The sequence below is a fragment of the Thermodesulfobacteriota bacterium genome (assembly GCA_036482575.1).
GTDB lineage: Bacteria > Desulfobacterota > GWC2-55-46 > GWC2-55-46 > JAUVFY01 > JAZGJJ01.
The window spans coordinates 1-5,362 of record JAZGJJ010000067.1 but is presented as its reverse complement, the minus strand read 5'-3'; the positions used below and the strand labels follow the sequence as shown (position 1 = coordinate 5,362).

At 59.2% G+C, this 5,362-nt stretch carries 6 protein-coding genes; all 6 read left to right on the top strand.

All coding sequences use genetic code 11. The features are described 5' to 3' along the window. The first annotated feature begins 97 nt into the window (after nt 1-97). The gene (locus V3W31_02975) at nt 98-514 is read left to right on the top strand and encodes a hypothetical protein (GenBank protein MEE9613901.1); all 417 of its coding nucleotides are present in this window, start codon (nt 98-100) and stop codon (nt 512-514) included. Between the two features lie 169 nt (nt 515-683). Further along, the gene (locus V3W31_02970) at nt 684-1,961 is read left to right on the top strand and encodes an ArsB/NhaD family transporter (protein ID MEE9613900.1); all 1,278 of its coding nucleotides are present in this window, start codon (nt 684-686) and stop codon (nt 1,959-1,961) included. A gap of 162 nt (nt 1,962-2,123) precedes the next feature. Continuing rightward, nucleotides 2,124-2,603, top strand: a complete 480-nt coding sequence (locus V3W31_02965; protein MEE9613899.1) for a CBS domain-containing protein — start codon at nt 2,124-2,126, stop codon at nt 2,601-2,603. Further along, a complete protein-coding gene (gene hemW, locus V3W31_02960; protein MEE9613898.1) occupies nt 2,573-3,766 on the top strand; it encodes a radical SAM family heme chaperone HemW in 1,194 nt (397 codons plus the stop codon). Before V3W31_02965 ends, hemW begins: the two co-directional genes overlap by 31 nt. A gap of 61 nt (nt 3,767-3,827) precedes the next feature. Further along, a complete protein-coding gene (hrcA, locus tag V3W31_02955; GenBank protein ID MEE9613897.1) occupies nt 3,828-4,862 on the top strand; it encodes a heat-inducible transcriptional repressor HrcA in 1,035 nt (344 codons plus the stop codon). Between the two features lie 48 nt (nt 4,863-4,910). Further along, nucleotides 4,911-5,362, top strand: a 452-nt coding sequence (locus V3W31_02950) for a nucleotide exchange factor GrpE (GenBank protein ID MEE9613896.1), incomplete at its 3' end; no start/stop codon positions are given.

Genomic DNA, 5,362 nt, shown 5'->3' with positions numbered 1-5,362 from the left:
GAGGCAAAATGTGCGGCCAACGAAGTATGCCGGACAAATCGCCGGTTTGCCCCCCCGCCTTGACCAAAGCCTCCGACAAGGGTACTACTATAGCATCATGAAAAACCCTGAAAACTATGACCGCGGCACAAGCCTGATCGAGATCCTGCTCGTCGCGGGCTATCTGGCCATAGTCATAGCGTCGTCGGCCTACGGGGCTCGGACGCACGGCTGGCCGGGCCTCGCCATAGGCTTCGTACTGGGTATCGCCGTGCCGGTGGCCTTTGTCTCGCTCCTGGTCTGGCTCGAGAAGTGGCTCTGGGTCGGAGTGCCCTACCTCCCGGTATGCAGGAACGGCACGTGCCGCCTGAATGACTATGACATCGTTCCCCACCACGGCGACCTCACCTACGTCTGCCCCTGCGGCCTCCGGTTCAGGAAAAAAGGGCGGCAGTTCCTTGAGGTAGCCGACGACGGCCCGGAAAGACCCTACCTTATATGGCGGCCGTTTCGCGGGTGGTTCCCGGAAGAGTAGACCGGCCGCCAAATTGTTCGTCAGGCCCTTAGGCAGGCTCAGGACAGGCTCCCTTCGACAAGCTCAGGATGAACGGGGTTTTAAAATTGCTGTCCGTCACGGACCGCCGGTTTGGCCCGAAACCCCTTGACTTTCCCCCCAAAAAACCATATCTTCATTTGCTAACACAATGGACGGACACCTTATAATAGCGCTCGCCGTTTTCATCGGCGTCTACGCCCTCCTCATATGGGAGAAGGTCGACAGGGCCGTGGTCTCCATGCTCGGCGCCGGGCTCCTTATCTTCCTCGGCGTCATAACCCAGGAGAGCGCCATACACGGCATAGACTTCAACACCATCGGGCTCCTCATCGGCATGATGGCCATAGTCTCCATATGCCAGAAGACCGGCATGTTCCAGTACGTCGCCATAAAGTCGGCCAAGCTCGCCAAGGGCGACCCGTGGCTCATACTCCTCTACCTCTCCATCGTTACGGCCGTGCTCTCCGCGCTCCTCGATAACGTCACCACCGTACTCCTCATCGCGCCCATAACGCTCCTTATCTGCGACGAGCTCAAGACAAACCCCTACCCCTTCCTCTTCTCGCAGATAATGGCCTCGAACATAGGAGGCGCGGCAACACTCATAGGCGACCCGCCGAACATAATGATAGGGAGCGCCAAGGGGCTCAGCTTCATGGCCTTCGTCACGAACGTCGGCGTCATAATGCCGCTGGTCATGCTCGTTACCTTTATAATATTGAAACTCATCTACGGCAAAGAGCTCACGGTGGCTCAGGAGTACAGGGACAGGATCATGCAGTTCCGCGAGTCCGAGGCCATCCAGGACCCCGTGCTCCTCGTAAAATGCCTCCTGGTGCTCGGCGCGGTCATAACCGGCTTCGTGCTCCAGGACCGGATACACGTTGAGCCGGCTACGACCGCGCTCTTCGGCGCGGCCTTCCTGATGCTGATAAACAGGGAGGACCTGCACCACGTGATGGGCAAGGTCGAGTGGACGACCATATTCTTCTTCATAGGGCTCTTCGTCGTGGTGCACGGGCTGGTGGAGGTCGGCTTCATCGGAACTCTCGCCAAGAAGGCGCTCGCGCTGACGGGCGGGGATATAGCGACGGCCACCTACCTGGTCCTCTGGATCTCGGCCGTGGCCTCGGCTCTCGTCGATAACATCCCGTTCGTCGCCACCATGATACCTCTCATAGACGACATGGCCCCGGCGCTCGGCGGCGAAGAGGCCATTATGCCGCTCTGGTGGGCGCTCTCGATCGGGGCGTGCCTCGGCGGGAACGGCTCGATAATCGGCGCCTCGGCAAACGTCATAGTAGCGGGCTTCGCCGCCCGGAGCGGACACCCCATAGGGTTCTTCAAGTTCATGAAGCTCGCCTTCCCGCTCATGATAATGAGTATCGCCATCTCCACGGTCTATATGTATCTCAGGTACCTGTAGGTGCTACCGCACGGTTAATGTCATAAGTGGCCCTATTACAACCCTCATGCCGTGTACCCTGAACGGCCGTCATGAATTTAAACACCATCATGGTGTCGATAATATAGGGTATTAATCGAAGGCTCTTATCTGCTATAATAACCACTTACCGGGGAGGACCACATGATAGCAGCCAACATAATGAATACCGAGGTCGTAACGCTCGGACCCGAGGCAACGCTCGGCGAGGGGATAAAGCTCCTTACAGAGAAGGGTATCAGCAAGCTCCCCATAGTGGACGGGGAAAGGCGGGTGCTGGGCCTCATAACCCCCCGGATACTCATGAAGGCCGTACTGCCGAAGTACATAACAAGCGGCTTCCTGAAGGACGTCAAGTTCGCACCCGAGCCCAAAGAGTTCATAGAGAAGTTCGAGGGGCTGACCGCGAAAAAATTAAGCGAGTTCCTCGATATGGGGGCCGACGGGGTCTGCTCCATAAGCCCGGAGACCTCGACAATGGAGATAGCGGCCATCTGCGTAAACGCGGAAAAGCCCGTGGAGTGCATAATGGTCGTGGACGACGAAAAGAGGCTCCTCGGGATAATATCCCCCTGGGACTTTCTGAAGAGACTGTGGGAATACGTAGAGAAGAAAAACGGCTGAGAGACATAGGGGTATACGTCCACATCCCATTTTGCGCCAGAAAGTGCCCCTACTGCGACTTCAACTCCGTAGAGAGCCCCTCCCCTCCCGAGCGTAAATACTCGGAGTGCGTCCTCAGGGAACTATCTCAACTAATTGAAAAAGAAGGGCTTTCCGGCGCGGGATTGGAATCCGTATATCTCGGCGGCGGCACGCCCTCGCTCTTCTCGGCGGGCGCGGTAGCGCGCCTCATTAGCGGCATAACCGGCCGCTTCACCCCCTTTGAAGATATCGAGGTAACGCTCGAGGCCAACCCGGATACGGTAACCGAAGAAAAACTCGCCGGTTTCCGCTCGGCCGGGGTGACGAGGCTCAGCCTCGGCGTCCAGTCGCTTAACGACCGAGAGCTCGAAGCGCTCGGCAGGAGCCACGACGCGCGGGCGGCCAAAGAGGCTTTTGACTCGGCAAGGCGGGCGGGCTTTGAAAACGTGGGGGTGGATCTCATCTTCGGCGTCCCGGGCCAGGACCAGAAGAGCTGGGAGGCGACCCTTACCGAGGTAATAGAGATGCGGCCGGAGCATCTCTCCATATACGGCCTTACCCTTGAGGAAGGCACGCCCATGCACGAGGCCCGCACGAGCGGAAAGATAAAACTCCCGGCCGACGACGAGACAACGGAGATGTACCGGTCCGCCATCGGGCTGCTTAAAGCTGCGGGCTACGACCACTACGAGATATCCAACTTCTCCCTTCCCGGCCTCTCAAGCAGGCACAACATGCGTTACTGGCAGGGCGGCGACTACCTGGGGCTCGGCGCGGGGGCGCACTCCTACCTCGACCGCCCGGGATGGGGCCGCCGGTGGTGGAACGAACGGAAGATCGAGAGGTACATGGCGCGGGTGGAAGAGACCGGCTCGCCAGAGGCAGGCGGGGAGGAGCTTAAAAAAGAGGAGGCCGCGGCCGAGAGCATGATGCTCGGGCTCAGGACCTCCGTCGGGGTGAACGCCGCCGCCTTCACCGACCGCTTCGGCTTCCCCCCGCACCGGGCGCTGGACTTCGAAAGGTTCGAAAAAGAGGGGTTAATACGCTACGAGGGTAAGGGTAAAAACCTCTCGCTAACCGAAAAGGGGATGCTCTTCTCAAACGAGCTGTTCCTGTCGGCGGTAGAGCGGGCATGCGGATAATGCGGCTTAAACATTGCTCTTTCCTTGACAGGGCTTCTTACCATTGGTATCTTGTGAAGTTATGAAGGAAAACCTCTCGACACGCTCCATGGCCGTCCTGCTTTCGGTCATACAGGACTACATACTCAAGGCCGAGCCGGTGAGCTCGAAGGCCGTGGCAACGAACTATTCTATCGGGGTAAGCCCGGCCACCGTACGGAACACCATGGCCGAACTCGAAGCGGCGGGCTACCTCGTCCAGCCGCACACCTCGGCCGGCAGGATACCCAGTGAAAAGGGTTTCCGCCTCTACGTGGACAACCTCTTGAAGCTCGAAGAGCCGCTCGAAGCCCAGAAGGCGCTGATAAGGGAGAACTGCACCGTACCGGTCGCCACCGGGAACATCATGAGGGCCGCGGGCAAGACACTCTCCGCACTTACCTACTGCGCGGGGCTCGTAATCGCGGCGGGCCCGGCCGCCATAGCGGTAAGGGAGATCCGCTTCCTCCGCGTGGACAGCACGCACATAATGGTCGTCATGGTCTCGGTCGAAGGGCTGGTGCGCACCGGTGTCGTAAGGGCCGGCGAGGAGACGGAACGGCTCGACCTCGACCGGGCCTCCAACTACCTTAACTCGTTCGCTGCGGGGTTGAGCCTCACGGCGCTAAGGACGCGGGTCCTGGAGGAGATGCGGAGCGAGAAGAACCTCTACGACGAGCTCATGGCCAATACGCTCCGCCTGGCCGAGATGGCCTTCGCCGAGATGGCCGCAGACCCGTTAAGCGACCTCTACGTGGAGGGTACGGCGAACATACTGGACCAGCCCGAGTTCGCCGAGGACATAGCGAGGATGAAGCAGGTCTTCAACGCGTTCGAGGAGAAGAGCCTCCTCCTGAAGATACTCGACAGGAGCATGGAAGAGGGCCGGGTGCATATATGCCTCGGCTCGGAGAGCAACGTCAAGGAGTTCGAAGGGCTCGGCTTCGTCGTGGCCCCGTACGGCAAAGAAGGAGAGACGCTCGGCACGCTCGGGGTCATAGGCCCCCTCAGGATGAACTACTCGAAGATCATCCCGCTTGTCGACTATACCGCGGGGCTCTTCGGCCGGATTATTTAAAGGGCCCGGTAGAACCCCGGCCCTTACACCTATAAAAAGAGGTACTTAATGGACGAACGGGAAGAAACGAACGTAGAGCGGGAAGGCGAAGAGGCGGAAGCGGGAATGGAAGCGGAAACGGAAAAGGAAAAAGCCGCCGGGGAGGCAACGGACGTGGAGCGCCTCAAGGAGGCCCTCGACTCCGCTGAGAAAGACGCCGCCGGGGCCCACGAAAAGTTCCTGAGGAAGTGCGCCGACCTGGAAAACTACAAGAAAAGGGTTGAAAAGGAGAAGGCCTACCTGATGGCCTTCGCAAACGAAAAGCTCATGGAAGGAATACTCCCGGCGCTTGACAACCTGGAGCGGGCGCTCGGGCACGCGGATGACGAAAGCGGGATCGAGGGGCTAAAAGAAGGCGTGGACCTCACGCTCTCCCAGATGCACTCCACGCTCGAAAAGTTCGGCCTGAAGGAGATAAAGGCCGTAAACGAACGGTTCGACCCGACGAGGCACGAGGCCTT